Source organism: Mycobacterium kiyosense, assembly GCA_021654635.1.
Classification (GTDB): domain Bacteria; phylum Actinomycetota; class Actinomycetes; order Mycobacteriales; family Mycobacteriaceae; genus Mycobacterium; species Mycobacterium kiyosense.
On record AP025179.1, the window covers coordinates 2,499,022 to 2,521,871 of the forward strand.

General features: G+C 69.1%; 19 protein-coding genes and 5 pseudogenes. 11 read left to right on the top strand and 13 right to left on the bottom strand.

All coding sequences use genetic code 11. The features are described from left to right. The first annotated feature begins 6 nt into the window (after nt 1-6). Together L6444_RS11820 and L6444_RS11825 are read left to right on the top strand one after the other, a co-directional pair. Nucleotides 7-630: a PaaI family thioesterase gene (locus L6444_RS11820; RefSeq protein WP_370653187.1), complete on the top strand. Its 624-nt coding sequence runs from the start codon at nt 7-9 to the stop codon at nt 628-630. Beyond that, nucleotides 627-1,487 carry a TIGR03619 family F420-dependent LLM class oxidoreductase gene (locus L6444_RS11825; protein WP_236984026.1) on the top strand — a complete coding sequence of 287 codons (861 nt, stop codon included), beginning with the start codon at nt 627-629 and terminating at the stop codon, nt 1,485-1,487. Before L6444_RS11820 ends, L6444_RS11825 begins: the two co-directional genes overlap by 4 nt. 109 nt (nt 1,488-1,596) lie before the next feature. Here L6444_RS11825 and glnA read toward each other — a convergent pair whose 3' ends face one another. Continuing rightward, nucleotides 1,597-3,033 carry a type I glutamate--ammonia ligase gene (gene glnA, locus L6444_RS11830; protein WP_236982812.1) on the bottom strand — a complete coding sequence of 479 codons (1,437 nt, stop codon included), beginning with the start codon at nt 3,031-3,033 and terminating at the stop codon, nt 1,597-1,599. 179 nt (nt 3,034-3,212) lie between these two features. Between glnA and L6444_RS11835 the strand changes: the two genes are divergently transcribed. Continuing rightward, nucleotides 3,213-3,638, top strand: a complete 426-nt coding sequence (locus L6444_RS11835) for an RDD family protein (protein WP_236982814.1) — start codon at nt 3,213-3,215, stop codon at nt 3,636-3,638. A gap of 154 nt (nt 3,639-3,792) precedes the next feature. Here the strand turns inward: L6444_RS11835 and L6444_RS11840 are convergent, their stop codons facing one another. Genes L6444_RS11840 through lipB form a run of 3 tightly spaced genes read right to left on the bottom strand, consistent with a single transcriptional unit; the run spans nt 3,793 to nt 6,213 of the window. Then, nucleotides 3,793-4,539 (bottom strand): DUF4191 domain-containing protein, encoded by a 747-nt coding sequence (locus L6444_RS11840; RefSeq protein WP_236982821.1) that lies wholly within the window; start codon nt 4,537-4,539, stop codon nt 3,793-3,795. Nucleotides 4,540-4,591: 52 nt separating this feature from the next. Next, the gene (lipA, locus tag L6444_RS11845) at nt 4,592-5,527 is read right to left on the bottom strand and encodes a lipoyl synthase (RefSeq protein WP_236982823.1); all 936 of its coding nucleotides are present in this window, start codon (nt 5,525-5,527) and stop codon (nt 4,592-4,594) included. Beyond that, the gene (lipB, locus tag L6444_RS11850) at nt 5,524-6,213 is read right to left on the bottom strand and encodes a lipoyl(octanoyl) transferase LipB (RefSeq protein WP_236982825.1); all 690 of its coding nucleotides are present in this window, start codon (nt 6,211-6,213) and stop codon (nt 5,524-5,526) included. Before lipB ends, lipA begins: the two co-directional genes overlap by 4 nt. 66 nt (nt 6,214-6,279) lie before the next feature. Between lipB and L6444_RS11855 the strand changes: the two genes are divergently transcribed. Continuing rightward, nucleotides 6,280-6,639: a DUF1622 domain-containing protein gene (locus tag L6444_RS11855; protein ID WP_236982827.1), complete on the top strand. Its 360-nt coding sequence runs from the start codon at nt 6,280-6,282 to the stop codon at nt 6,637-6,639. Here L6444_RS11855 and L6444_RS11860 read toward each other — a convergent pair. After that, nucleotides 6,636-7,571, bottom strand: a pseudogene (locus L6444_RS11860) (TIGR01777 family oxidoreductase). The gene L6444_RS11855 and the pseudogene L6444_RS11860 sit on opposite strands and share 4 nt — an antisense overlap. A gap of 4 nt (nt 7,572-7,575) precedes the next feature. Then, complete coding sequence (sucB, locus tag L6444_RS11865; RefSeq protein WP_236982829.1) at nt 7,576-9,342, bottom strand: 2-oxoglutarate dehydrogenase, E2 component, dihydrolipoamide succinyltransferase; 1,767 nt, start codon at nt 9,340-9,342, stop codon at nt 7,576-7,578. A 217-nt stretch (nt 9,343-9,559) separates the two neighbouring features. On the opposite strand from sucB, the gene L6444_RS11870 reads away from it, so the two are divergent. Beyond that, complete coding sequence (locus tag L6444_RS11870; RefSeq protein ID WP_236982831.1) at nt 9,560-11,341, top strand: SDR family oxidoreductase; 1,782 nt, start codon at nt 9,560-9,562, stop codon at nt 11,339-11,341. Here L6444_RS11870 and L6444_RS11875 read toward each other — a convergent pair. Next, a complete protein-coding gene (locus tag L6444_RS11875; protein ID WP_236982833.1) occupies nt 11,338-11,676 on the bottom strand; it encodes an aminopeptidase in 339 nt (112 codons plus the stop codon). The two genes, L6444_RS11870 and L6444_RS11875, sit on opposite strands and share 4 nt — an antisense overlap. Before the next feature lie 149 nt (nt 11,677-11,825). On the opposite strand from L6444_RS11875, the gene L6444_RS11880 reads away from it, so the two are divergent. Beyond that, the gene (locus tag L6444_RS11880) at nt 11,826-12,290 is read left to right on the top strand and encodes an SRPBCC family protein (protein WP_236982835.1); all 465 of its coding nucleotides are present in this window, start codon (nt 11,826-11,828) and stop codon (nt 12,288-12,290) included. Nucleotides 12,291-12,293: 3 nt separating this feature from the next. Here L6444_RS11880 and L6444_RS11885 read toward each other — a convergent pair. Next, nucleotides 12,294-13,843 (bottom strand): annotated as a pseudogene (locus L6444_RS11885) (leucyl aminopeptidase). 116 nt (nt 13,844-13,959) lie between these two features. Here L6444_RS11885 and gcvT point away from each other — a divergent pair. After that, a pseudogene (gene gcvT, locus L6444_RS11890) lies at nt 13,960-15,059 on the top strand (glycine cleavage system aminomethyltransferase GcvT). Between the two features lie 54 nt (nt 15,060-15,113). After that, complete coding sequence (locus L6444_RS11895) at nt 15,114-16,217, top strand: branched-chain amino acid aminotransferase (protein ID WP_236982837.1); 1,104 nt, start codon at nt 15,114-15,116, stop codon at nt 16,215-16,217. On the opposite strand, the pseudogene L6444_RS11900 reads toward L6444_RS11895, so the two are convergent. The 4 genes and pseudogenes from L6444_RS11900 to L6444_RS11915 all read right to left on the bottom strand — a co-directional run bounded on the left by L6444_RS11900 (nt 16,214) and on the right by L6444_RS11915 (nt 19,262). Further along, nucleotides 16,214-16,950 (bottom strand): annotated as a pseudogene (locus tag L6444_RS11900) (adenosylcobinamide-GDP ribazoletransferase). The gene L6444_RS11895 and the pseudogene L6444_RS11900 sit on opposite strands and share 4 nt — an antisense overlap. Next, nucleotides 16,947-18,011, bottom strand: coding sequence for a nicotinate-nucleotide--dimethylbenzimidazole phosphoribosyltransferase (gene cobT, locus L6444_RS11905; RefSeq protein ID WP_236982839.1), 1,065 nt, complete (start codon nt 18,009-18,011; stop codon nt 16,947-16,949). Before cobT ends, L6444_RS11900 begins: the two are co-directional and overlap by 4 nt. Further along, nucleotides 18,008-18,541, bottom strand: a complete 534-nt coding sequence (locus L6444_RS11910) for a bifunctional adenosylcobinamide kinase/adenosylcobinamide-phosphate guanylyltransferase (protein ID WP_236982841.1) — start codon at nt 18,539-18,541, stop codon at nt 18,008-18,010. The genes cobT and L6444_RS11910 overlap by 4 nt, the downstream gene beginning before the upstream one ends. Before the next feature lie 28 nt (nt 18,542-18,569). Then, nucleotides 18,570-19,262: a DUF3043 domain-containing protein gene (locus L6444_RS11915; protein WP_370652865.1), complete on the bottom strand. Its 693-nt coding sequence runs from the start codon at nt 19,260-19,262 to the stop codon at nt 18,570-18,572. 150 nt (nt 19,263-19,412) lie between these two features. Here L6444_RS11915 and L6444_RS11920 point away from each other — a divergent pair, with 150 nt between their 5' ends. Then, on the top strand, nt 19,413-20,489 hold the full coding sequence (locus L6444_RS11920; protein WP_236984030.1) for a glycerate kinase family protein: 1,077 nt from the start codon (nt 19,413-19,415) through the stop codon (nt 20,487-20,489). Between the two features lie 93 nt (nt 20,490-20,582). Next, the gene (locus L6444_RS11925; protein WP_236982843.1) at nt 20,583-20,939 is read left to right on the top strand and encodes an iron-sulfur cluster assembly accessory protein; all 357 of its coding nucleotides are present in this window, start codon (nt 20,583-20,585) and stop codon (nt 20,937-20,939) included. Nucleotides 20,940-20,980: 41 nt separating this feature from the next. Here L6444_RS11925 and L6444_RS11930 read toward each other — a convergent pair whose 3' ends face one another. Further along, nucleotides 20,981-21,661 (bottom strand): Rv0361 family membrane protein, encoded by a 681-nt coding sequence (locus L6444_RS11930; protein WP_236982845.1) that lies wholly within the window; start codon nt 21,659-21,661, stop codon nt 20,981-20,983. A 203-nt stretch (nt 21,662-21,864) separates the two neighbouring features. Between L6444_RS11930 and L6444_RS11935 the strand changes: the two are divergent. Beyond that, nucleotides 21,865-22,840 (top strand): annotated as a pseudogene (locus tag L6444_RS11935) (carbohydrate kinase family protein). Nucleotides 22,841-22,850: the final 10 nt, after the last annotated feature.

Consider the following 22,850-nt stretch of genomic DNA (forward strand, 5'->3'; position numbering starts at 1 on the left):
GTAGCGCTGACCGCGCTGTTAGAGGTGTTGAGCGCGGCCGAGGCCGATCGGGTGACCGGACTGTACGCGCCGCTGGCCGAGGCGGTGCGCGAGCTCGTCGACGCCACCATCCGCACCGAGGTCGGCGACGACGTCGTCGCCCAGGCGCGCACCATGATCGAGACGGTCACCCAGACGTTGCGGCAGCGGACCCGGCCGGTCGGGGTGAGCTACCGGGTGGACGGACGGCCGCTGCCGTTGAGCAATGCCGTTGTCGGCGTGCGTAATCCGATCGCCCCGCCGCTGGTGGTGCACCATGACGGCGCCGGCCGGTGCTGGGCCGAGTTCGAGCTCGGGTCGGCATACGAAGGTCCACCGGCGCTGGTGCACGGCGGCGTCAGCGCGCTGATACTGGACCAGATGCTCGGCGAGGCGGCCAGCGAGGGACTGACCAAGCCGCGCTTCACCGGAGCCATCACGGTGAAATACCTGCGCGGCACGCCGCTGGGACCGCTGCGCTGCGAAGCCTGGATCGACCGCAAAGAGGGTGTCAAAGTGTTTGCGCGCGGCCATATCTCGGATTCGGCCGGGGTCACCGTAGAGTCCGAGGGCATCTTCATCGAGCCGTCTTGGGCGCGGGACTGGCGATGAAGTTCTACGTCAGCATCGCTTTCCTGAACACCCCGGAGACCATCGAGATCGCCAAGGCTGCAGACGAACTCGGCTACGACGGCGTCGGGATCCCCGACCACGTCGTCAACCTGGAAACGCTGCAGACACCGTACCCCTACACCAAGAACGGCGAGCGCCGGTGGCAGCCCTTCACCGACTGGCCCGACCCGTGGGTGCTCGTCGGCGCCCTCGCCCAGGTCACCACCCGGCTGAAGTTCGTCAACACCGTCTACATCCCGGCGATGCGCAACCCGTACTCGGCCGCCAAAGCGATTGGCACCGCAGCGGTTCTGGCTGCCGGCCGGGTGGAACTGGGCATCGGGGTGGGCTGGTGCCGCGAAGAGTTCGAGTTGATGGGGGAGCAGTTCGCCGCCCGCGGCAAACGCACCGACGAGATGATCGCCTTGATGCGCGAACTGTGGTCACCGGGCTGGACCGAATTCGACGGGCAGTTCTACCGGGCGCCGCGACTGGAGATGCAGCCGACGCCGCCGCCGATACCGGTGTATGTGGGCGGGCTCAGCGACATCGCGCTGCGCCGCGCCGCCCGCTACGACGGCTGGATCGGCGACTTCATCAAGACCGAGGACGCCATCGAGCGAATCGGCCGGCTGCGCCAGCTGCGCGCCGAAAACGGTTTGACCATGCGCGATTTCACCATCTTGACGCCGCTGACCGACGCCTACACCAAGGATCACTACCGGCGCGCCGAAGACGGCGGCATCACCGGAATCATCACCATGCCGTGGATGTTCTACGCCGGGCCCAAGGCCTCGCTGGCGGAGAAGATCGACGGGATGCGGCGTTTCCGCGACGACCTCGGACTCGACGGCTGAGCCGGCTGAGACGGCTGAGCCGGCTGAGACCGCTCACCGCGGCGCTGCAGCGGCGCTGACAAGCAAACAGCCCGCCCGGTAGGCACCGGACGGGCTGTCGCCGAACTGCTTAAACGTCGTAGTACAGCGCGAACTCGTAAGGGTGAGGCCGGATCTGGACCGGCAGGATCTCGTTCTCCCGCTTGAAGCTGATCCACGTCTCGATCAGGTCAGGTGTGAAGACACCGCCCTCGGTGAGGTACTCGTGGTCCTCTTCGAGCTTGTCGATCACCGCGGACAGCTGGACCGGCGCCTGCGGGATGTTGGCGGCCTCCTCCGGCGGCAGCTCGTAGAGGTCCTTGTCGACCGGGGCCTGCGGCTCGATCTTGTTCTTGATGCCGTCCAGGCCGGCCATGAGCATCGCCGCGAACGCCAGGTACGGGTTGCCCGACGAGTCCGGGCAACGGAACTCCAGCCGCTTGGCCTTCGGGTTGCTGCCGGTGATCGGGATACGCACGCACGCCGACCGGTTGCGCTGGCTGTAGACCAGGTTGATCGGGGCCTCGTAGCCGGGCACCAGCCGCTTGTAGGAGTTCACCGTGGGGTTGGTGAACGCCAGCAGGGACGGAGCGTGGTGCAGCAGGCCGCCGATGTAGTAGCGCGCGGTGTCCGACAGGCCGGCGTAGCCGGTCTCGTCGTACATCAGCGGGTTGCCGTCCTTCCACAGCGACTGGTGGGTGTGCATACCCGACCCGTTGTCGCCGAACAGCGGCTTGGGCATGAACGTGACGGTCTTGCCCTCGGCCCACGCGGTGTTCTTGACGATGTACTTGTAGAGCATCATGTCGTCGGCCGCGTGCAGCAGCGTGTTGAACTTGTAGTTGATCTCGGCCTGCCCACCGGTGCCGACCTCGTGGTGGCCCTTCTCCAGGCTGAAGCCGGCCTTGATCAGGTTCTGCAGCATCTTGTCGCGCAAGTCGACATAGTGGTCGACGGGCGCCACCGGGAAGTAACCACCCTTGGGGCGTACCTTGTAGCCGCGGTTGGGGCTGCCGTCGGCCTCGGTGGGTGAGCCGGTGTTCCACCACCCCGAGATCGCGTCCACCTCGTAGAACGAGCCGTTGGTGGTCGAGTCGAAGGTCACCGAGTCGAAGATGTAGAACTCGGCCTCGGCGCCGAAGTACGCGGTGTCCGCGATCCCGGTGCTGATCAGGTAGTTCTCCGCCTTGCGGGCCACGTTGCGCGGGTCGCGCGAGTACGGCTCGAGGGTGAATGGGTCGTGCACGAAGAAGTTCAGGTTCAGCGTCTTGGCTTCGCGGAACAGGTCGATCTGCGCGGTCTCCGTGTCGGGCAGCAGCAGCATGTCGGACTCGTGGATCGACTGGAAACCACGAATCGAGGATCCGTCGAAGGCCAGGCCGTCCTCGAAGACGCTCTCGTCGAAGAACGAGATCGGAATGGTGAAGTGCTGCATCACTCCAGGCAGGTCGCAGAAACGGACGTCGACAAACTCGACGTTTTCGTCTTTGGCTAGTTTGAAGACGTCGTCGGGCGTCTTTTCCGTCACAGAAGGCTCCTTTACTCGGTGATTCGCGGCCGACGCTAAGGAGCTGATGTTGCCAGGTGGTCAAGCCCTTGTTGCGCCGACGTTACGTACCACGGCGGCGGCAAGGGGACCCGGCTCAATGCCGAGCCCTATTGTGAGGCCATGGCCCGCAAGATCGTAACTGGTGCCCGGTCGCGGCGATGACGCGGGAATCAAGTCCGGGATATCCGGGGGAAAAGCTCGGCCTGCCGCAGACCGGGCCGGGTTCGCTGGCCCCGATGGGCAGGCGGGTGGTGGCGCTGCTGATCGACTGGCTGATCGCCTACGGGCTGGTTGCGCTCGCGTTGCGATTCGGCGCCATCTCCGAAGCCGCACTGGCCTCGGCGATCCCGTTGTTGTGGCTGGTGCTGGGCGCGGTGTCGGTGCGCTTGTTCGGCTTCACGCCCGGCCAGTTGGCGTTGGGCCTGCAGGTGGGCGCGGTGGACGGCCGGCTGCCGATCGGCATCGGGCGGGCCCTGGTGCGGGGCGTGCTGATTTTCCTGGTGGTGCCGCCACTGTTCACCGACCCGGACGGGCGTGGGCTGCAGGATCTGGTGACCAAGACCGCGGTGCTGCGGCGCCGTTAGGCGGGCCTAGCGCCGAGGGAGTCCCTCGCCGTCTTTGGCGTGAGCGGCCTCAAATGTACGGTGAAACGGCTGTTTGACCGGCATTTTGAGGACGCCCGGCGCAGCGGAGTCGGCCGCAGAAACGGCGCCCGGACGGGCCGCCCGCGAGCACCAGCTATTTGCGGCGCACCGTGCGCTGAATACCGCGGGTCTTGCCGGCGTTCGGCAGCGGGCCCTTCGGCAGCATGGAGGCCCCGGCCCGCGAGCCCAGCGCCGCCAGTCGCGACTCCAGCGAATCCATCTGCTTGACGGTGATATTCGCGGGCAGCCGGGTCAGATGGCGTTCCAGCTTGGCCAACGGGATCTCGCCCTCGCCGTTGCCGACGATCACGTCGTAGATCGGGATGTCGCCGACAAGTCGGGCGGTGCGCTTCTTCTCCTGCGCCAGCAGCGGCTTGACCCGGCCGGGCGAACCCTCACCGACGAAGATGACGCCCGGGCGGCCGATCACCCGGTGCACCAGATCGAAATGACCGGTCTGGGCGATACCGGGAGTCACCCGCCACTTGCCGCGCAGATTGTCCAGCACCCATCCCGCGGCGCCGGCCTGGCCCTCAGCCTGGCGGTAGATGCTGCGCTGGGCCCGTCTGCCGAAGATGATGAACGCCAGCAGCGCGCCCAGTGCCAGGCCGAACGGGATCGTCAGGATCAACGCGTGCGCCCAAATGCCGATCGCCACCGCCGCGGCCACGATCAGCACGAAGGCACCGACCATGTACGGCAACAGTCGCTTATCCTGCTTGCGCTGCATGTTGAAGGCCTGCCACAGCTGACTGCGGCGCTCTTTGGCCGCCGCCTTGCGGGCGGCCGTCGCCTCGGCCTTGGCGGCCTTGCTCTCGGCAGCGGGTCGGGATTTAGCCATAGTCATCAAGGATACGTATGCCGTGGCAGGTGACTGCGCGGTCCCGGACCGGCTATGTCCGCGACGACGACCGCGACGTGCGCGCCTGCTCGTAAAGCCGGCCGGCCCGATACGACGAGCGCACCAATGGCCCGGCCAGCACCCCGGCGAAACCCAGCCCCTCGGCGTACTGCGCGAACTCGACGAACTCGTCCGGCGTCACCCAACGCTGCACCGGGTGGTGGCGCGCCGAGGGCCGCAGGTATTGGGTGATGGTGACGATGTCGCAACCCGCGGCGTGCAGGTCGACCAGCGCGGTGCGCACCTCGTCGGGCGTCTCACCCAGGCCCAGAATGAGGTTGCTCTTGGTGACCAGACCGAAATCACGGGCCGCGGTCAGCACGTTCAAACTGCGCTCATAAGTGAACGCCGGACGGACCCGCTTGAAGATGCGCGGCACCGTTTCGACGTTGTGCGCCAACACTTCCGGACGGGATTCGAACACCTCTGCAAGCCGTGCGGGTGCACCGTTGAAGTCGGGAACCAGCAGTTCGACGCCGGTGTTGGGGTTCAGCTCCTTGATGGCGCGCACCGTTTCGGCATACAGCCACGCCCCGCCGTCGGGCAGGTCGTCGCGGGCCACACCGGTCACCGTGGCATAGCGCAGCCCCATGGTCTGTACGCTCTGCGCGACCCGGCGAGGTTCGTCGCGATCAAGTTCGGCCGGCTTGCCGGTGTCGATCTGGCAGAAGTCGCAGCGGCGGGTGCACTGGTCACCGCCGATCAGAAACGTGGCCTCGCGATCTTCCCAGCATTCGAAGATGTTGGGGCAGCCGGCTTCTTCGCACACCGTGTGCAGTCCCTCACGGCGGACCAGGCTCTTCAGTTCGGTGTATTCCGGTCCCATCCGGACCCGCGTCTTGATCCACGACGGCTTGCGCTCGATGGGGGTCTGCGCGTTACGCACCTCGAGGCGCAGCAACTTTCGGCCTTCGGGAGCGACAGTCACCCCGACGATGTTACGCGCGCGGCGCGATGTTCTCGGACCGGCAGCAAACCGTCCAGGGCGGCGCAGACGGCGTCGGCGACGGCCGCGCGTACCTCGGCGACGGTGACCGGGCGGTGCAGCTCGGCCGACAGCGACGTCACCCCGGCGTCGCTGATCCCGCACGGCACGATCGCGCTGAACGCATCCAGGTCGCAGTCACAGTTGAGCGCGAATCCGTGCAGCGTCGTCGCGCGCGCCACCCGCACCCCCATGGCGGCGACCTTGCGGGCGGGCCGGCCCGGAACCCACACCCCGGAGCGTCCCTCGATCCGGCCGGCGTCCAGGCCCACCTCGCCGCAGACCGTGATCAACGCCTCCTCGAGGCGACGCACGTAGTTGACCACGTCGAGCGGCTCGGCCAGCCTGATGATCGGATAGCCGACCAGCTGACCCGGGCCGTGCCAGGTGATCTTGCCGCCGCGGTCGGTGTCGACCACCGGTGTCCCGTCCAGCGGGCGCTCGTGCGCTTCGGTGCGCCGGCCGGCGGTGTAGACGGCCGGATGCTCCAGCAGCAGCAGCGTGTCGGGACCCCCGGCCGCGCGGGCGCCGGCCAGCTCACGCTGCAGCTGCCAGGCGGTGCGATATTCGACCGTGTCGAGTTGGCGCACCTCGATCGGGGCGGAGCCGGACCGGATGGATTCCGTCACCTCAGCGACGTTACTGGACGCCCAGCGGGCATCGGGAAGCTCGGGCCGGGAGATAATCGGCCGACAATGACCTACATCCAGATCGTGGACCGCATCGGCGCCGGCATCGACGGCGTGGGTGTCGCGGTGATCATCCTCGGCGCCGTCAACGCCATCGCCCGCTTCCTGTCCGGGGCACTGCGCAAGCAGCCGCAGGCCTACCAGCAGCTGCGCGTCGATCTGGGCCGCGCGATCCTCGTCGGGCTCGAGTTCCTGGTGGCCGGCGACATCATCCGCACCATCGTCGTCACGCCCACCGGTCAGAGCGTCGCAGTGCTGGCCGGCGTGGTGGCGATCAGGACTTTTTTGAGCATCTCGCTGACCGTGGAGATGACCGGTCGGTGGCCCTGGAGACGTGACGAGCCGCGAACGCCGGACCCTGCTTAGTCCAGGTGGCGTCGGGCGGTGGCGTAGTCCAGCGCCTCGCCGATGGTGTTGTGGTGGAACTGAAACCCCGCTTGCTCCAACGCCGTCGGGATGACACGCTGCCCGCTGAGCAGTCCCTCGTCGGCGAATTCACCCAGCGCCGCGCGCACCGCGAAACCGGGCAGCGCCAGTGGGGTCGGGCGGTTGATCGCCCGGCCGAAGGCGGTGGTGAACTCGGCGTTGGTGACCGGCGCCGGCCCGGTCATGTTCACCGGCCCGGACAGCGTGGGATGGGAGATGGCGAACAGCAGCGCCCGCACCTCGTCCTCGAGGCTGATCCACGACATGTACTGACGGCCGTTGCCCAGCCGCGCCCCCAAGCCGACCGAGAACACCGGCCGCATCATCCGCAGCGCACCACCCGTCGGCGCCAGCACCACCCCGGTGCGGGCCAGCACCACCCGGGTGCCGTCGTACTGGGCCGGCAGCGTCGCGGCCTCCCAGTCCACACACACAGCTGGGCCAGGAAACCCCTTCCGGCAGAATCGTTTTCGTCGACCACACGGTCCCGGGTGTTGCCGTAGTAACCCACCGCGCTGGCATTGATCAGGGTGCCGACGCCGGCGTCGGCGACGGCGGCGGACAACACCTCGGTCGGCGTGATCCGGCTGTCGCGCAGGCTCTGCTTGAACGCACCCGACCAACGGCGCGAGCCGATGTTGATCCCGGCACAGGTTCACCACCACGTCGACGCCGGCGAGTGCGTCGGGATCGAACTCGCCGCTGTCGGGATTCCAGTGCAGCTCTTCGGAATTCGCCGGTGCCCGGCGCACGATGCGCAACACCTGGTGGTCGGCGGCGCGCAACGCCGCCGTCAACGCCGAGCCGATCAGACCCGACGAACCCGCTATGGCGACGGTGGCTCTGGGGGCCTGGGGACCAGGGTGAGCCACCGTCTCACAGCCCTAGATCGGCCTCGAAGGCCCCTTCTTCGAGGCGGTTTTTGACGGTGGTGAGGAACCGTCCGGCGTCGGCGCCGTCGATCAGCCGGTGGTCGTAGGTCAGCGGGAGATAGCAGATCGACCGGACCCCGATCGACTCGTTGCCCAAGTCGTCCACGATCACCCGTGGCCGCTTGACGATGGCCCCGGTGCCCAGCATCGCGGCCTGCGGCGGCACCAGGATCGGCGTGTCGAACAGCGCCCCCTGGCTGCCGATGTTGGTGATGGTGAAGGTGCCACCGGACAACTCGTCGGGCTTGAGCTTGTTGGTGCGGGCGCGGTCGGCGATGTCGGCGATAGCCCGGGCCAGTCCGGCCAGCGACAAATCGCCGGCGTTGTGGACGACCGGGGACAGCAGGCCCTGCTCGGTGTCGACGGCGAACCCGAGGTGCTCGGCGTCGTAGTAGGTGATCTCCTTGCTGTCCTCGTTGTAGCTGGCGTTGATGTTCGGGTGGGTCTTGAGCGCGTCGATGACCGCCCGCGCGATGAACGGCAGATACGTCAGGTTCACGCCCTCGCGTTCGGCGAACGCGGTCTTGGCGCGCGCCCGCAACGCCACGATCCTGGTCATGTCGACCTCGTGGGTCTGCGTGAGCTGCGCGGTGAGCTGCAGCGATTCGCGGGTCTTCTTGGCGGTGATCTGACGGATCCGGCTGGCCTTCTGGGTGGTGCCGCGCAGATGCGCCAGGGCGGGCGCCGCACTGGCCGCCGCGGCGGGCTTGGCCGCCTCTTTGGGTGGCGCGGGCTGGGCGGCCGGCTCCTTGGCGGGCTGTTTCTTCTTCTCCGCCGCGGCCAGCACGTCCTGCTTGCGGATGCGGCCGCCCACTCCGGTACCGGTCACCTCCGAGAGGTCGATGTTGTTCTCCGCAGCCAGCTTTCGCACCAGGGGAGTGACGTAGGGGGAGCCGTCCCTGGGTGCGTCGGCGGCGGGCTCGGACTCGGCTTCGGTTTTGGGCTCTTGCTTCGGCTCCGGCTTGGCTTCCTGTTTCGGCTCCGGCTTTTCTTCTTGTTGGGGCTCGGGTTCCGGCTCCGGCTCCGGCTCCGGTTCGGGCTCGGCCTGCTGCTTGGGCTCGGGCTTGGGTTCGGACTTGCCCGCCGATTCCGAGCTGCCGACCCGCGCGAGCTCGCCGCCGACCTGCACGACGTCGTCCTCGTCGGCGGTGATGCTCACCAGCACCCCGGCCACCGGCGAGGGGATCTCGGTGTCGACCTTGTCGGTGGACACCTCCACCAGCGGGTCGTCCACCTGCACCGAATCGCCGACCTTCTTCAGCCAGCGCGTCACGGTGCCCTCGGTGACCGACTCGCCCAGCTCAGGCATCAGCACCGGCGTCGAGTCGCCGCCACCGGACGCCTCGCTGGACTTCTCGTCCTTGGTCTCCGGTTCGGGCTCCGGTTCGGGTTCGGACTCCTGCGCCGGCTCGGCCTCGGATTTCTCTTCGGCCGGTGCGGCCTCCTGCGAGCCGCCGTCGTCGCCGTCGTCTTTGGAGTCGCCGATGACGGCCAGCTCGCCGCCGACCTCGACGACGTCGTCCTCCTGGGCGACGATCTTGGTCAACACTCCGGCGGCCGGCGACGGGATCTCCGTGTCGACCTTGTCGGTCGAAACTTCGACGAGCGGCTCGTCGACTTCGACCGTGTCGCCTTCCTGCTTGAGCCAGCGGGTGACCGTTCCCTCGGTGACGCTCTCACCAAGTGCCGGCATCTGGACTGAGAAGGCCATCTCTGTTGACTCCTCGAACGGTCGTCGGTCGGCGCAGGTCGACCTCCGGCTTACCACACAGTCGTGAACCGGATCCAAAACCCACGTAGATCTCGAAACCTATCCTGTCACTCTGCCACCAGCACCGCGCATTCAGGGCGCGCCGATCTCCGCTTGCTACGGTGGGCCACTGGCAAAGCCAGCCAAAGGGCAGCAACTCGCAGGTCGCGGAGGTTCGATGCGGGCACCACAGAACGCACCCCAGCGGTTCGTCGACAGCGGCGACGGCGTCCGGATCGCCGTCTACGAAGACGGCAACCGGGAAGGCCCCACCGTGGTGCTGGTACACGGCTGGCCCGACTCGCACGCGTTGTGGGACGGTGTCGTTCCGCTACTGGCGCAACGGTTCCGGATCGTCCGGTACGACAACCGCGGGGTCGGTCTGTCATCGGCGCCCAAGCCGGTGTCCGCCTACACAATGGCGCGCTACGCCGACGACTTCGCCGCCGTGATCGCCGAACTGAGCCCCGGACAGCCCGTGCATGTGCTGGCCCACGACTGGGGTTCGGTCGGGGTGTGGGAATACCTGGCCCGGCCCGGCGCGAGCGACCGGGTCGCCACCTTCACCTCGGTGTCCGGCCCCGCGCACGATCAGCTGGTCGACTTCATCTTCGGCGGGCTGCGGCGGCCGTGGCGCCCGCGCGGCTTCGCGCGCTCCCTGAGCCAGGCGCTGCGGCTGACCTACATGGCGTTCTTCTCGGTTCCGGTGCTGGCGCCGCTGCTGCTCCGGCTGGCGTTCCGCAGCGCCGCGATCCGACGCCAGGTCGTCGACAACATCCCCGCCGAGCAGATTCACCACTCCGACAACATCGCCAGCGACGCCGCCAACTCGGTGAAGGTGTACCCGGCCAACTACTGGCGCTCCTATTCCGGCGAATTCCGCCGCCAGGGCGTCCACATTGTCGACGTGCCGGTACAACTCATCGTCAACACCAAAGACAAGTACGTGCGGCCGCACGGCTACGACCAGACCTCGCGCTGGGTGCCGCGGCTGTGGCGGCGCGACATCCGGGCCGGGCACTTCTCACCGATGTCGCACCCGCAGGTGATGGCCGCCGCGGTGCACGACTTCGCCGACCTGGCCGAAGGCAAACCGGCCAGCCGGGCGCTGCTGCGCGCCCAGATCGGCCGCCCCCGCGGCGAATTCGGCGACACGCTGGTGTCGGTGACCGGCGCCGGCAGCGGGATCGGCCGCGAGACCGCGCTCGCGTTCGCGCGCGAAGGCGCCGAACTGGTGCTCAGCGACATCGACGAGGCGACCGTCAAGGAGACCGCCGCGCAGATCGCCGCCCGCGGCGGCGTCGCGCACTCCTACGTGCTCGACGTGTCCGACGCCGAGGCCGTCGAAGCCTTCGCCGATCGGGTCTGCGCCGAACACGGCCTGCCCGACATCGTCGTCAACAACGCCGGCATCGGGCAGGCGGGCAACTTCCTGGACACCCCGCCCGAGCAGTTCGACCGGGTGCTGGACGTCAACCTCGGTGGCGTGGTCAACGGCTGCCGCGCATTCGGACGCCGGCTGGTCGAGCGCGGCACCGGCGGTCACATCGTCAACGTGTCGTCGATGGCCGCCTACGCGCCGCTGCAGTCGCTCAACGCGTACTGCACCTCCAAGGCCGCGACGTTCATGTTCTCCGACTGCCTGCGAGCCGAACTTGACGCCGCCGACGTTGGGCTGACGACGATCTGCCCGGGCGTGGTCAACACCAACATCGTCGCGACCACCCGCTTCGATGCCGGCGGCAAGGGCGACGAACAGCTCGACGGCAGGCGCGGCCAGCTGGAAAAGATGTTCGCGTTGCGCAGCTATGGGCCGGACAAGGTAGCCAATGCCATTGTGTCGGCGGTGAAAAAGAACAAGCCGATCCGGCCGGTCGCCCCCGAAGCGTATGCGCTGTACGGCGTCTCCCGGGTGCTACCGCAGGCGCTGCGCAGCACCGCGCGGATGCGGGTGATCTAGATCCGGGTCGGATCGGTGCGCCGCACCACCAGCGGCCCGACGAGCGCGACCAGCCCGACCAGCGCCAGCGGGATCGTCCAGGCGCGCCGGCTGGACAGCGACGACTCGCACGCCGCCACGAAATCGGTGTGCGGAATGATCTGGTTCAGGATCGGGATGTTGGCTCCGTTGCGGTCGTTGGCGCTTCTGGCGCCGGACAGATCGGAGGAAATCGCGTTCCCGCAGCTAACCGTTCCGCCGTTGCTGTTGGATACCGACACCGGCACCAGCAGGCCGATCACGCCGGCCAGCAACAGCGCGGCACCCAGCACTGTGATCAACCGTCGCACTGTCATTGTTCGGCCTTTCCCGAATGTGTTGCTGCTGATCTAGTAGCCGCGCTCATCAGGAGCTAAACCGGGCCAGGTCTAGTGGCCGGCCACCGCGATACTTCCCGCCCAGGTGGGTACCCGCAGTCTCGGATTCCGATGCGGAAGGATGTGCCATGACAATCAGCGAAGCGCTGGTCGCGACCCGCGACGTGTCTTCTTCCCGCCAAGAGGTGTGGGACGTGATCGCCAACGGATGGACCTACGCGCAGTGGGTGGTCGGCAACAGCCGAACCCGCGCGGTGGACGCGGAGTGGCCCGAACCCGGCGCCGAAATTCAGCACTCGGTCGGAGTGTGGCCGCTGGTCATCAACGACAAGACGGTGGTCGAAAGTTGCCGTCCCGGCGAGGAGATCGTGCTGCGGGCGCAGCTGGGCATCATCGGTGCCGCACGAATCACGTTGCGGCTGCACGACATTCCCGACGGATGCCGAATCGAGATGATCGAAGTGCCGGTCAGCGGCCCGATGAACGTGCTGCCGGATCGCCTCGCGATGGCGGCGGTGTATCCGCGCAACGTCGAGTGTCTGTGGCGGCTGGAGGCCCTGGCCAAGGGCCGACAGCCCAGCGAGGTCAGCTGAGCGTCAGCCGTTTTCGGCGATGTCCTCGAGCACCGCGTACATGGTGCGGGTCGGCACCCCGGTGCCGCCCTTGGGGGAGTAGCCCCACGCGCTGCCGGTGTTGTACGCCGGACCTGCCACGTCGATGTGCGCCCAGGACACCCCGTCGGCGACGAACTCCCGCAGGAACACCCCGGCCACCAGCATCCCGGCGAAACGCTGCCCGCTGATGTTGGACAGGTCGGCCACCTGCGACTTCAGGTCGTCCTTGAGTTCGTCGGGCAGCGGCATCGGCCAGCCGTTCTCGCCGACCCGCTGCGAAATCGCGGCCACCCGGTCGCGGAACTCGTCGCTGCCCATCACCCCGGGGATCCGCGCGCCCAGCGCCACGGTCTGCGCACCGGTCAGCGTGGACGTCTCGATCAGATAGTCCGGGTTGTCCTCGCAGGCCCGCACGATGGCGTCGGCCAGGATCAGCCGGCCCTCGGCGTCGGTGTTCTGCACCTCCACGGTGATGCCGCCGTACTGGGTCAGCACGTCGCCGGGGCGCTGCGCGGTGGACGAAGGCATGTTCTCGGCCATCGGAACGGTGGCGATCACGTCGATCGGCAGACCCTGCTGGGCGGCGAGTGCCACGGTGGCGATCACCGCTGCCGCTCCGCCCATGTCGGAGGTCATGTGGTGCATGGAGGCGGCCGGCTTGATCGAGATGCCGCCGGTGTCGAAGGTGACGCCCTTGCCGACCAGAGCGACCTTCTTGGCCCGTTTGGGGTTTTTCGCCAACCGCGATCCGCGGTGCGTCAGGCGCACCAACCGGGGCAGCCGCGACGAGCCCTGGCCGACACCGATCAGCCCCCCGTAGCCGGCTTTCTTCAGCGCCTTGTCGTCGAGAACCTCCACCTCAAGTCCCACCGACTCACCCAGTTCCTTTGCGCGCCTTGCGAATTCAGCAGGGAAGAGGGCGTTGGGGGGAGTGTTGACGAAATCGCGGGCGGTCGCCACCGCGGCCGCGACGGCCGCGCCGTGCGCAGCCTGGCTCTTGGCGCCCTTGGCGCTGGACAACACGGTGATCTTGCGCAGCCCCGGGTCCTTCGGCGCGGTTTTGGTGCTGCGGAAAGCGCTGAACCGGTAGCTGCCCAGGATCAGGCCCTCCACGACCGCCGAGCCGACATCCTCGCCGGGCAGCTCGCCCAGCGTGGTGATCACCGACTCGGCCTTGCCCAGCGAGCGTGCCGCAACCCCGGCCGCACGCCGGACCACGTCGGCGGGCCACTCCTCTCGCGTGACTTGCCCAAACCGACCGTCAACACGCTGCCCACCGGCAGCGACGAGACGACCAGCCGGTGCACCTGCTCGGCGCCGCCGGTGGCGCCCAGCGCCTGCAGGCCCGCCTCGATCTCGGCGACCGCCTCGGCGGGCAGCAGCTCACCGGCAGCGGCGACGGTGGCGCCGGGGCGCTCGTCGTCGCCGACCGAGACCACCGGCACCACCAGCACCGACGAACCGGCCCCGCGTTTGGGCAGCGCGGTGGCCACGTTGACGGAGGGGGCTTGGTATCCAGGTTCAGTCGTCACGCGACCCCACCCCTAATCGCCGCTGAGACCCTGCGCTTGGGCAGTGTCGCGCTCACCGGGGCCGCCACGTCACTCGAACACCTGGCTCAGTGTGTCAGCAGCTAGTGTGGGACGCCGTGACCGACGAGCCGCTGCACGGACCCCTGGAAGACCGCCACCGAGCGTTGGGCGCCAGCTTCGCCGAGTTCGGCGGCTGGACGATGCCGGTGTCCTACGCCGGAACCGTCGGCGAGCACCACGCCACCCGCAACGCCGTCGGCCTGTTCGACGTCAGCCACCTCGGCAAGGCGCTGGTGCGCGGCCCGGGCGCAGCCCGCTTCGTCAACTCCGCACTCACCAACGACCTGAACCGGATCGGACCCGGCAAAGCGCAATACACGTTGTGCTGCACCGAATCCGGCGGCGTCATCGACGACCTGATCGCCTACTACGTCAGCGACGACGAGATCTTCCTGGTGCCCAACGCCGCCAACACCGCCGCCGTGGTCGCGGCGCTGCAAGCCGCCGCACCCGCCGGCCTCACCATCACCGACCAGCACCGCGACTACGCCGTGCTGGCGGTGCAGGGACCCCAAGTCCACCGACGTGCTGAACGTGTTGGGGTTGCCGACCGAGATGGATTACATGGGTTACGCGGATACGGCGTATTCCGGTGTGCCGGTTCGGGTTTGCCGCACCGGGTACACCGGCGAGCACGGCTACGAGCTGCTGCCGCCGTGGGACTCCGCCGCAGAGGTGTTCGACGCGCTGGTGGCCGCGGTCGCCGATACCGGCGGCCAGCCCGCCGGGCTGGGCGCCCGCGACACGCTGCGCACCGAGATGGGCTACCCGCTGCACGGGCACGAACTGTCGCTGGACATTTCGCCGCTGCAGGCGCGCTGCGGCTGGGCGATCGGCTGGAAGAAGGACGCCTTCTTCGGCCGGGCCGCGCTGCTCGCCGAGAAGGAAGCCGGTCCGCGGCGGCTGCTGCGGGGGGCTGCGAATGGTGGGCCGCGGGGTGCTGCGGTCCGGGCTGACCGTGCGGAACGGGGACGAGACCGTCGGAGTCACCACGTCGGGAACGTTCTCGCCGACCCTGCAGGCGGGCATCGCGCTGGCGCTGATCGACACCGCGGCCGGCATCGAGGACGGCCAGAAAGTCACCGTCGACGTCCGCGGCCGCGCCGCCGACTGCGAGGTGGTGCGTCCACCGTTCGTCGAACCGAAGACGCGTTAGGCGAGCCACTCGCATGGAAAAAACCCGTTTCCGGCCGGTTATAGAATCAGCGCCATGGCCAGCCCACTTGAATTCACGGTCTCGCGCGCGGAAAACCCCGCCACCGAGGCCGAGCGGGCAGCGATCCTGGCCGACCCCGGCTTCGGCAAGTACCACACCGACCACATGGTGTCGATCGACTACAAAGAGGGTCAGGGCTGGCACAACGCCCGGGTCCTGGGCTACGGGCCGATCGAACTGGACCCGTCGGCGATCGTGCTGCACTACGCGCAGGAAGTGTTCGAAGGCCTCAAGGCCTACCGCTGGGCCGACGGCTCGGTGGTGTCCTTCCGCGCCGACGCCAACGCCGCGCGGCTGCGCTCCTCGGCGCGGCGGCTGGCGATCCCGGAACTGCCGGACGCGGTGTTCATCGAGTCGCTGTGCCAGCTCATCGCGGTGGACAATGCGTGGGTGCCCAAAGCGGGCGGGGAAGAGGCGCTGTATCTGCGGCCGTTCATCATCGCCACCGAACCGGGTCTGGGGGTGCGGCCGGCCAAGGAGTACCGCTACCTGCTGATCGCGTCGCCGGCCGGCGCCTACTTCAAGGGCGGCATCAACCCCGTCACCGTCTGGATCTCCACCGACTACGTGCGGGCCAGCCCGGGTGGCACGGGTGCGGCCAAATTCGGCGGCAACTACGCCGCCTCGCTGCTGGCGCAGGCCGAGGCCGCCGAAAACGGGTGCGACCAGGTGGTCTGGCTGGACGGTGTGGAACGCCGCTATGTCGAAGAGATGGGCGGGATGAACCTGTTCTTCGTGCTCGGCAGCGGCGGCTCGGCACGGTTGGTCACCCCGGAACTGTCCGGCTCGCTGCTACCCGGCATCACGCGAGATTCGTTGCTGCAGTTAGCCATTGACGCGGGGTTCAGCGTCGAAGAACGCAAGATCGACATCGAGGAGTGGGAGAAGAAAGCCGCCTCCGGTGAGATCACCGAAGTGTTCGCCTGCGGCACCGCCGCGGTGATCACCCCGGTCGCCCAGGTCAAGTACGGCGACCGTGACTTCACCATCGCCGACGGCAAGCCCGGCGAAGTGACCATGGCGCTGCGCGACACGCTGACCGGTATCCAGCGCGGCACCTTCGCCGACACCCACGGCTGGATGGCCCGGCTCGGCTAGCGTGCCCAGGCGGCAAAGGCGACCGCGCACACCGTCGTCGTCAGCTCGATCGCCGCACCCAGCACGTCGCCGGTGACGCCGCCGAACCGGCGCACACAATGCGCCACCAGCCCCCACCCGCACACCACCCCAGCAGCGCCGCCGCCGGCCCCGCCACGCCGCGCGAAGCTATTGGCGCCGCGGCCACCAGCAGCACGGCCAGCCACGCCAGCACCACCCAGCCGGGTTGACTGCCGGCCACCCGCGCCCCCAGCGCGCTGCCCGGCGCCGCCGGCACCGAGCGCCGACAGGCCAGCACCGCACTCACCCGCCCGGCGACCACGGCCTCGACGACGGCGCCGGGCGCCAGCGCCGAGAACGCCGTCGCCTGCAGGGCGATCACCATGACCACGGCGGCGACGCCGAACGGCCCGCTCGACCCGTCGCGCATCACCGCCAGCGCCTTCTCCGGCGGCCCGTAACAGCCCAACCCGTCGGCGGTGTCGGCGACCGCGTCGATGTGCAGGCCGCGGGTCGCCAACAGCAGTGCGGCCACCGCCAGCAGCCCCGACAGTGCGCTACCGGGCCCGAACGCCGCCGCCCCGCACCAGGTCACCGCCGCGGCCAGCGCGCCCAACGCCGCACCCACCACCGGCAGCGCCGTCATCGCCCCGCGGCCCATCGGCCCCGACCGGGAGCCGGGCCCGGGCAACACCGTCCCGAACGCGAAAGCCGTTGCCAGCGAACGGATCACGTGACCGGGTCGGCGGGCCCGGTCACCGGACCGGAAACGCCGGCCTCGGTGAACGTGGCCATCGACGACAGCGCGGCCACCGCAGCGCGCAGCACCGGCACCGCCAACGCGGCGCCGCTGCCCTCACCCAGGCGCATCCGCAGATCGAGAATCGGCTCCAAATCCAGCGCCCGCAGGGCCAGCGCGTGACCCGGCTCGGTGGATCGGTGCCCGGCCTGCCACCAGAGCCGCGCGCCGGGCGCCAGCCGTTCGGCGACCAGCGCGGCCGCCGTCACCGCCATCCCGTCCAGCAGCAGCGGGGTCCGCCGGATCGCGGCCTGGGCGCAGAAGCCGGCCATCGCCGCGAAGTCGGCGCCGCCACAGCTGCGCAGCAGCGCGACCGGGTCCTCGAGCACCGGCCGGGCCCGGAACAGGGCGTCGCGCACCGCGGCCGTCTTCCGCGACCAGGCATTGTCGTCGATCCCGGTGCCGAAGCCGACGACGGCGACCGGCTCGGTGTTGGTCAGTGCCGCCACCAGCACCGCGGCCGGGGTGGTGTTGCCGATGCCCATGTCGCCGGCGATCAGCAGGTCCGCGCCGGCGTCGACCTCGTCGTCGGCGATCCGCTGGCCGGCCGCGATCGCGCGCGCCGTCTCCTCCTGGGTCAACGCATCCTCGACGGCGATGTCGCCGCTGCCGCGGCGCACCCGGTCGCCGATCCCGGCGCCGGTCGCCTCGGAGTCCACCGCCAGGTCCGCGACCCGCACCGACGCGCCGGCGAGTTGCGCCAGCGTGTTGATCGCCGCCCCACCCGCCTCGATGTTGGCGACCATCTGGGCCGTGACTTCCGGCGGATAGGCCGACACACCGCTACCGGCGACGCCGTGGTCGCCGGCGAACACCACCACCCGGGCCCGCTGGAACTGGCGCGGCGGGCATTGCCCCTGGCAGGACGCGACCCACACCGACAGGTCCTCCAGGCGGCCCAGCGCACCCCGGGGCTTGGTCAGGGTGTCCTGGCGGGTGCGGGCGGCAGCCTCGGCGGTCTGATCCGGCGGCGGCACCGGCGCGAAACCGATCATGCCGGGGCCTTGATCGTCAGCGCCTGCCCGGCCACCACCAGCACCACCCGCTCGCACAGCGCCGCCAGCCGCTGGTTGAGGCTGCCCAGCTCGTCGGCGAACCGGCGGCCGGCGGCGCTGGCCGGCACCACCGTCAGACCCACCTCGGGACTCACCAGCACCAGCGTCGAGCAGAACGTCTGCACCGCGCAGACGAGCTCGGCGACGGGCGCATCGACCGATCCGCCGTCCCACCCGTGATGGCGGTCCAGCGCCGCGGTCAGCCAAGTGCCCAGATCGTCGACGAGCGTCGGGGCCGCGGGGGACCGGCGCAACTCCGCGGTCACGTCGGCGGTCTCCACCGTCGTCCAATGCCCGGGCCGGCGGGCTCGATGCCGGGCGACGCGGCCCGCCCACTCCTCATCGGACGGGTCAACGGGGCCGGCCGCCACATAGCGGACCGGCGCCGTCGCTGCCAGTGACGTCGTGATCGCTTCCTCCGCCCAGCGGGACTTACCCGACCTGATACCGCCGACCACCAGCGTGCGCACGTGCGGTCAGGCGGCTTTCAGACCGTTGTCAACCGACACTGCTGCCGCGCTTGACCTGAGGTCGCGGCATCCGCGTCCGGCGCATCTGCGAGGCTCGCCCGGCCGCGTAAATGCCCAGCTTCCAATGGCTTTCGGTGTTCTTGGGGAACTTCTCGTCGACCAGTCTGCCGACTTTGCGACCCAGGATGAGCCCGTCGACCATCATGATCGCCATCAGCACCAGCATCGCCGGCGACGTGTAGACCTGCAGCTGCGGCGGCAGCACGAACATGATGGCCAGCAGGAACAGCGCCGACGGCATGAACAGGCCGAGCACGTTGCGCCGGGAGTCCACCACGTCGCGGACGTAGCGGCGCACCGGACCCTGGTCACGCGGCAGCAGGTACGCCTCCTCGCCGGCCTTCATCCGGTCCTGGCGCTCGGTCATCCGGGCTCGGCGGGCGACCTTCTCGGCGCGGCGTTCCTCGCGGCTCAGCTTCGGACCGGCCAGCGACTTGCGCCGGGCGCGCGCCTCGGCTGCCGTCATCGGCGCCGGCGCGACCGGGCCCTTGCGGCTCTGCCGACGCGCCTCGTCCCGCTTGGGTGTCGGTCGGCCCTTGGGTCCCGTCCGCGCCGCGCGAGACGCTGCCTGTGCCGACGCGTCATCCGCGTCGACGTCCGGCGCATCTCCGCCCCCGGCGCCACCTGTTTGTAAGCCATTCTTGCGGCCCAGCAACTTCACAGAGGCCAGGTTACTTCGCTGCTGCCCGCAGAATTTAATTGCGCCGGTATACCGGCCCGGTTGGACCTACGCTGGCCTGTGATGAACGGCTCGCAGGCGTCGGATGATGCTGCCGGTGACTTCGGGCCCGGCAGACTTCAGCTGCCCTCGATGCGGGTGCTGGTCGCCCCCGACTGCTACGGCGACAGCCTGTCGGCGGTCGAAGCCGCCGCCGCCATCGCCACCGGCTGGACCCGGTCCCGGCCGGGTGACTCGTTCATCGTCGCGCCGCAGTCCGACGGCGGCCCCGGCTTCATCGAGGTGCTGGCCAGTCGGATCGGCGGGATCCGACGGCTGCGCGTGCGCGGGCCGCTGGACACCGACGTGACCGCCCGCTGGGTGTACGAGGAGCCGACCCGCACCGCCTACCTCGAATGCGCACAAGCGTGCGGCCTGGCCCTGCTGGGTGGGCCGCCGACACCGGAGACGGCGATGGCCGCCCACAGCCGGGGCGTGGGACAGCTGATCGCCGCCGCGCTGGAAGCCGGGGCGCGTCGGGTGGTGGTCGGTCTGGGCGGCAGCGCCTGCACCGACGGCGGGAAAGGGATGGTCGACCAGTTGGGTGGCCTGGACACGGCCCGAAAATGGCTGGGCGGCGTGGAGCTGATCGCGGCCTCCGACGTGCTGTATCCGCTGTTGGGGCCGTGGGGGGCGGCGCGGGTGTTCGGGCCGCAAAAAGGCGCCGACACCGTCACCGTGGCGAAACTGGAGGTCCGGCTGGAAGCCTGGGCGCTGGTGCTGGACACCGTCGCCGGACGCGACGTCAGCGCCGAGCCCGGTGCCGGCGCCGCCGGCGGGATCGGGGCGGCGCTGTTGGCCCTCGGCGGCCGCTGCGAGTCCGGTGCAGCCATTGTGGCTGAACTCACCCGCTTCGCCGACGACCTCGCCGAGGCGGAGCTGATCGTCACCGGTGAGGGGCACTTCGACGAGCAGTCGCTGCACGGCAAGGTGGTCGGGGAGATCGCGGCCGCCGCCCGGCCGCTCGGCATTCCGGTGATCGTGCTGGCCGGGCAGGTGTCGGTGGACAAGTCCACCACCCGCGTGTCGGGCATCATGTCGGCCCTGGCGATGTCCGAATACGCGGGCTCGGTGCGGTTGGCGCTAGCCGACGCGGCCAACCAGCTGATGGGATTGGCGTCCGAGGTGGCCGCGCGACTCGGGAATAGCGGCCCGCCGGGGTACCGTTGACTCAGTGGGTTTTCCTGTGGCAGCGCCGTCCCGGCTTCATAATCGAAACCGGAATTGGGCGCCCCACCCGACCATCAGTCAGTAGGAGAAGCAATGACGGTGCAGAACGAGTCGACCGCCAAGACGCACGGCGTGGTCCTGACCGAGGCCGCCGCCGGCAAGGCGAAGGCGCTGCTGGAGCAGGAGGGCCGCGACGACCTGGCCCTGCGGATCGCGGTCCAGCCGGGCGGCTGCGCGGGCCTGCGTTACAACCTGTTCTTCGACGACCGGACCCTGGACGGCGACCTGACCGCTGACTTCGGCGGCGTCACGCTGACCGTGGACCGGATGAGCGCACCGTACGTGGAAGGCGCGTCGATCGACTTCGTCGACACCATCGAAAAACAGGGCTTCACCATCGACAACCCCAACGCCACCGGATCGTGCGCGTGCGGGGACTCGTTCAACTGAGCGCCGACGTCACCTGCTGCGACTGAGCCGGGCCTGACCGGTCAGTACTGTCCTGCGGTGCGCAGCACGTAGGAACACACCATGATCTGGCCGCGCTGGAACAACAGCTGCGCCACGCCCTGGACGTCTTTGCGTTGCGACCCCCCGACGGCGGGTGTCGCGTTCATGGAGAACAACACCTGGGCCTGGTACTGGGACAGATAGACGATCTTGTCGATCGAGGTGACCTGCACCTCGGAGAACTGCTTGCGGAACGCGTCGCTGCTCAGCTTGGCCAGCGCCAGGTCGGAGCGCTTGTCCTTGACGGCGTCGTAGATGCCGCACAACGCGTTGCGCACGATGACGTCGGTGTCCTTGTGCGCCAGGGCATCCAGGTAGTTCTGCACGGCCGCTTTTGCCGATCCCTCGGAGAAAGTGCTGCCGGTGTTGGCGCCGTTGGTGCGCACCCCGTACACGATCGCCGTGGTCAGCGCGGCCACCAGCGCGATGGCCAGCAGAACGCCGATCAGCAGCCGCTTGGGCCGCCGCGGCTTGGCGTAACCGCCCGGCGGGCCCGGCGGCGGAGGCCCGGGATGGGGCATGCCGGGCGGGCGCTGCTGCCCGTCGAGGTCGGGCGGAAAGTCCAGCGTCTGCGGCTGCTGAGCTCCGGTCTCGGGGTACGGCTGCCTGGGCGCAGACCCCTCGGCGCCCAGCGCAGGGTTCGGCGGGTGCGGACCGGCCATCGGTTTTTCTCCTACGCTGGTGGGACGAGGCGACGAGTGGGTTGCCGCGCGAGCCCAAGCATCCGGCAACCGGGTCAGTTCTTCTAGGCAGGCTAGCGCAACGGCTCGAGCCCGCTATGGATGTCGGCCTCGCTATGACTGCGTTGGCCGCCCGGCCGACGTCCATGAGAGGCTAGACGACCTAAACGAAGGGCGGAGATTTAGTGACCATCGCGGTGACCGGTTCCATTGCCACAGACCATTTGATGCGTTTTCCCGGTCGATTTTCCGAACAGCTGCTCCCCGAGCACCTGCACAAGGTGTCGCTGAGCTTCCTGGTCGACGACCTGGTGGTGCACCGAGGGGGAGTGGCCGGCAACATCGCCTTCGCCATCGGCGTGCTCGGCGGCGACGCCGCGCTGATCGCCGCGGCCGGCGAAGACTTCGCCGATTACCGGGACTGGCTGCAGTCCCACGGGGTGAACTGCGACCACGTGCTGATCTCCAACACCGCGCACACCGCGCGATTCACTTGCACCACCGACACCGAGATGGCGCAGATCGCGTCGTTCTACCCGGGGGGCGATGTCGCAGGCCCGGGACATCTCGCTGGCCGAGATCGTCTCGAAGATCGGCACACCCGAGCTGGTCATCATCGGGGCCAACGACCCCGAAGCGATGGTTCTGCACACCGACGAATGCCGCAAACTGGGACTCGCGTTCGCCGCCGACCCGTCTCAGCAGCTGGCCCGGCTCTCGGGCGACGAGATCAAGCAGCTCATCGACGGCGCTGCGATCCTGTTCACCAACGACTACGAGTGGGACCTGCTGCTGTCCAAGACCGGCTGGTCGGACACCGACGTGATGGCGCAGATCGGGCTGCGGGTGACCACGCTGGGCGCCAAGGGCGTCGACATCGTCCAGCCCGACGGAACCACCCTGCACGTCGGCGTGGTGCCCGAGAAAAGCCAGACCGACCCCACCGGCGTCGGCGACGCGTTCCGGGCCGGCTTCCTGTTCGGTCGCAGTGCCGGACTCAGCCTGGAACGCTCGGCGCAGCTCGGTTCGCTGGTCGCGGTGCTGGTGCTGGAGTCGACCGGAACCCAGGAGTGGGAGTGGGACCGCTCGATCGCCGCGGCCCGGTTGGCCGGCGCCTACGGCGACGACGCGGCCACCGAGATCGCCGCAGTGCTCGGCTGAGAGGCGCTCG

Coding starts and splice junctions, on each gene's coding strand:
- L6444_RS11825 (WP_236984026.1), top strand. CDS start 627: ATGAAGTTCTACGTCAGCATCGCTTTCCTGAACACCCCGGAGACCATC.
- L6444_RS11835 (WP_236982814.1), top strand. CDS start 3,213: ATGACGCGGGAATCAAGTCCGGGATATCCGGGGGAAAAGCTCGGCCTG.
- L6444_RS11840 (WP_236982821.1), bottom strand. CDS start 4,539: ATGGCTAAATCCCGACCCGCTGCCGAGAGCAAGGCCGCCAAGGCCGAG.
- L6444_RS11855 (WP_236982827.1), top strand. CDS start 6,280: ATGACCTACATCCAGATCGTGGACCGCATCGGCGCCGGCATCGACGGC.
- sucB (WP_236982829.1), bottom strand. CDS start 9,342: ATGGCCTTCTCAGTCCAGATGCCGGCACTTGGTGAGAGCGTCACCGAG.
- L6444_RS11870 (WP_236982831.1), top strand. CDS start 9,560: ATGCGGGCACCACAGAACGCACCCCAGCGGTTCGTCGACAGCGGCGAC.
- L6444_RS11875 (WP_236982833.1), bottom strand. CDS start 11,676: ATGACAGTGCGACGGTTGATCACAGTGCTGGGTGCCGCGCTGTTGCTG.
- L6444_RS11880 (WP_236982835.1), top strand. CDS start 11,826: ATGACAATCAGCGAAGCGCTGGTCGCGACCCGCGACGTGTCTTCTTCC.
- L6444_RS11895 (WP_236982837.1), top strand. CDS start 15,114: ATGGCCAGCCCACTTGAATTCACGGTCTCGCGCGCGGAAAACCCCGCC.
- cobT (WP_236982839.1), bottom strand. CDS start 18,011: ATGATCGGTTTCGCGCCGGTGCCGCCGCCGGATCAGACCGCCGAGGCT.
- L6444_RS11920 (WP_236984030.1), top strand. CDS start 19,413: ATGCGGGTGCTGGTCGCCCCCGACTGCTACGGCGACAGCCTGTCGGCG.
- L6444_RS11925 (WP_236982843.1), top strand. CDS start 20,583: ATGACGGTGCAGAACGAGTCGACCGCCAAGACGCACGGCGTGGTCCTG.
- L6444_RS11930 (WP_236982845.1), bottom strand. CDS start 21,661: ATGGCCGGTCCGCACCCGCCGAACCCTGCGCTGGGCGCCGAGGGGTCT.